Consider the following 3,379-nt stretch of genomic DNA (forward strand, 5'->3'; position numbering starts at 1 on the left):
GGAACGGCAAAATTTTTTGCACTTCTATTGCTTCTTTATCACACATAAGCAAATGGACAGGAGAAGAATTTTTGTATACAGCTTGGGCTGTTCGTATGATTCCACTTTTGTTTGTAGTGGCAGTGGCAGACTGTCTGGTTCTACTGCTTATAAAACCGCGGAATGTAAATTTAAAAGGAACCAGAGCGTACTTTCGTGGTTTATATCAGAAGATGGATAGGATTTCACGAGACGAAAAAATTGCACTTTTGATGTTCGCATTTGTTTTGATTTTGTGCTTCACGCGAAACCTATATGCTGAGATTCTGCCAGGATTGAAGCCAGCATTCGTTTTTCTGATCTGTGGTCTTCTTACTTTTATAATTCCAAAACAGGATGGCGGCTTCTTAAATCGGTGGCAGGATGCATTTCCAAAATTAAGCTGGGATCTTATTTATATGTGTGGTGGTGGTATGGCTGCTGGTGCGTTATTGGATGCGACCGGAGCCATTGATCAAATTGCAGCTTTAATTCGGATTTTGCCTCTGAACGGACAGTTCGGTACTTATTTGGTCTTTTGTGCACTTACAATTGGACTTTCGGAAATATCCAATAATACATCCGCAGCGGCAATTTCGATGCCGATCGTATTTAGCATTTGCGAAGGCCTTTCGCTCAATCCAATGCCTTATCTTTATACGGTCATTGCTTCGTTCAACTGTGCCTATATGTTGCCTACAACCATTCGTACCATTCCGGTTGGATTGGGATTAAAGCCTCGATATCTCCTCAAAAACGGAACCTTAATGACCTTGGTAAATATTTTTGTATTATCTGCGGCAGGCTATTTACTAAGTAAATTTTGGCCTTTATTCCGTTGCTATTAAACAAGGAGCGACGATGAAATTTTCGGTGAACGAAAAAGCTCATTTAGAAATGATGGTATTGATTGCGTGAAATTTGATAATGAATCTAGAAGACGATATAAACAAAACACCCTCTGATGCGCAGTTGCATCAGAGGGTGTTTTTCATGATTAAGTAACCTATGTTTATTACATACCCAGCAAGCTAGCCAAGGGGCGAAGCAGCCAAGAGTAGAACAGGCTCATAGATACGCAGTCCACGTCTGTCATTGTATAGGCCGATAGAGAAGGTAATCCTTCGATAACAATTTGGCCGAGATACGGTGCAACCAGAGCGGGAAGCAGAGAAATAAACAAACCGTGTACGATGCTGGCAATGATGGTGCCACGGCGACCGCCGGTGGCATTGGCAAAGATAGCTGCTGTGCCGCCAGCAAAGAAGTTTGACATGATACCAGGAATAACCATCGGAAGACCGAATACCGGCCACAGGAACATGCCAATTACGGTACCCACCGTCGTGAACACGAAACCATATACGATGGCATTGGGAGCATAAGTAAACAGAACTGGGCAGTCCAGAGCGGGGCGTGCACCCGGCACGACCTTTTCTGCGATACCTGCAAAGGCCGGAACAAGTTCGGCGATCAACAGACGAACACCGGTGAGAAGAATAAACAGACCTACGCAGAAGGTAATACCTTGCAGAATGGCGTATACGATGTAGTTTTTATCTCCCGCGGCCTCGGCTACGACTTCCGGTCCCGCAAGGATGGCCATAATTACATACAGAGGAACCATAACAGAACCTACGGCAAGATAGGTATCTTGCAAGAAGGAAAGCTTGGCCGGGAATTTGGCGTCCTCAGTAGATTTGGATACGTCACCGGTCAATTTGGAAACACCAGCGCTCAGAAGATAACCCAAAGTGCAGAAATGTCCCAAAGCGATATCGTCGCTTCCGGTGATTTTGCGAACCACAGGCTGTGCCAAAGCAGGGAACAGAACGCAGCAAATGCCACCCAAAACAGCGCCAATAAGCACTGCGGGTATATGTCCAAAGCCGCACAAGCCTACTCCAAACAGAATGCTGGCCATAGCCATATAAATGGGGGCCTCACCATTCAAAAAGACATATTTCCATTTGGTGAATCGAGCGATGATCAGGTTGACAACAAAGATACCTGCATATACCAGCGCGATATCACGGCCTACAACTTCATTTTGCATGGCCACAGCCAGAACGGCCTCAATGGAGGCTACCGATCCTTGAATTCCAAGTCCGGCCGAAAACCAAGTGCTGAAAGGCTCCAGAGCACCGACGATGACCGAGGAACCGGAGGACAAAATCATAAAGCCCATCATGGTCTTGAATGTGCCGCTAATACATTCACTGACGCTCTTTTTCTGGATGATCAATCCCAAAAGCGCTACAAGGCCGAGAACCACAGCCGCATTGATAAGAATATTATCAATGATAAAATTTAAAACTCCCATGGAAACCTCCTATTCTTTCAACAAATACCGCCCTCTTGCCTGGGCACGGCGTAAAATGTTTGTTACATCCAACCGTTTTCTTCGAGCACAGGCTTCAGCTTTTCACGAATCTCTTGCTTGTTGACAAGGCTATTCAAATAAATTTTATTAGGGAATAGCTTGAATGTGTCAAAGTGTGGCTTGAAATTAATTCCTGCAATAAGGATATCAGCGCTTTTGGAGGATGCTGAAAGCATGTCACTGTGGTCTACATGTGCCTGCACGCCCAGCTCTTTCAGCACGGCCTCCACGGCCATCTGGCACACCAAGCTGCTACCGCAGCCATTTCCGCATACCATCAAAATATTGATCATTCGATACACCTCCTTTTTATATGTTAACGGACCATATGCCATATTTTGCCATAAGTTTTCGTCAAAAGATAATTTTTGTAGATTATAGGCGGAATATGACATTTCTTGTCTTTTATCCTAAAACTGTCCCAGGAAAAAGTCAACAATTTTGAACAAAAAAAGAAAAAATAAGCGGATTCAATAAAAAAACGGAACAAAATAAGTGCAAAATTCTAAATTATGAAAATATTTTTGCTAAATATTGCAAATAGCTGCAAGAAGTTGTATAATTTGTGATAGAAAAGAGCAAAAGTGAAAAGAGGTGGAGAAAATGCTGCTGAAAGAAATTGTTGAAGAAGATCGATTTGCATTTTTTGAAAAGGCGGATGACTGGAAAGATGCAATTCGAAAGAGTTGCTCGCCCTTAGTTCGTACCGGGTGTGCGAATGAGGAGTATGCCGCTCGCGTAATAGAATGTGTAGAAGAGTTTGGTCCTTATATTGTATTGGTACCAGGGTTGGCGATTCCACATTCTACAAAGGGGGCACCAGGTGTACGTTGTACGGCTGTTTCCTTTGTAAAGTTTGAACAGCCAGTACGTTTTGATCCGGATGACCGAGAAAAGGATGCCACTTTATTTTTTGCCTTGGCGGCCGTGGATGAAGAGGCCCATGTGAAAAATATGCGCCAGTTATTTAAAATTCTT

4 protein-coding genes are annotated in these 3,379 nt (G+C 43.7%); 2 read left to right on the forward strand and 2 right to left on the reverse strand.

Annotation, left to right across the window (positions count from 1 at the left end; all coding sequences use genetic code 11):
• Positions 1-44: 44 nt before the first annotated feature.
• Positions 45-866, forward strand: a complete 822-nt coding sequence (locus AB5H98_RS13055) for an SLC13 family permease (RefSeq protein ID WP_367926324.1) — start codon at positions 45-47, stop codon at positions 864-866.
• A 167-nt stretch (positions 867-1,033) separates the two neighbouring features.
• On the opposite strand, the gene AB5H98_RS13060 is transcribed toward AB5H98_RS13055, so the two are convergent.
• Positions 1,034-2,341 carry a PTS ascorbate transporter subunit IIC gene (locus AB5H98_RS13060; protein WP_367926321.1) on the reverse strand — a complete coding sequence of 436 codons (1,308 nt, stop codon included), beginning with the start codon at positions 2,339-2,341 and terminating at the stop codon, positions 1,034-1,036.
• 62 nt (positions 2,342-2,403) lie between these two features.
• Positions 2,404-2,694: a PTS sugar transporter subunit IIB gene (locus AB5H98_RS13065; protein WP_367926322.1), complete on the reverse strand. Its 291-nt coding sequence runs from the start codon at positions 2,692-2,694 to the stop codon at positions 2,404-2,406.
• 310 nt (positions 2,695-3,004) lie between these two features.
• On the opposite strand from AB5H98_RS13065, the gene AB5H98_RS13070 reads away from it, so the two are divergent.
• Positions 3,005-3,379: PTS sugar transporter subunit IIA (locus AB5H98_RS13070; RefSeq protein WP_367926323.1), on the forward strand; the 375-nt coding region annotated here is incomplete at its 3' end.

This window comes from uncultured Ruthenibacterium sp. (genome assembly GCF_963558415.1).
GTDB lineage: Bacteria > Bacillota > Clostridia > Oscillospirales > Ruminococcaceae > Ruthenibacterium.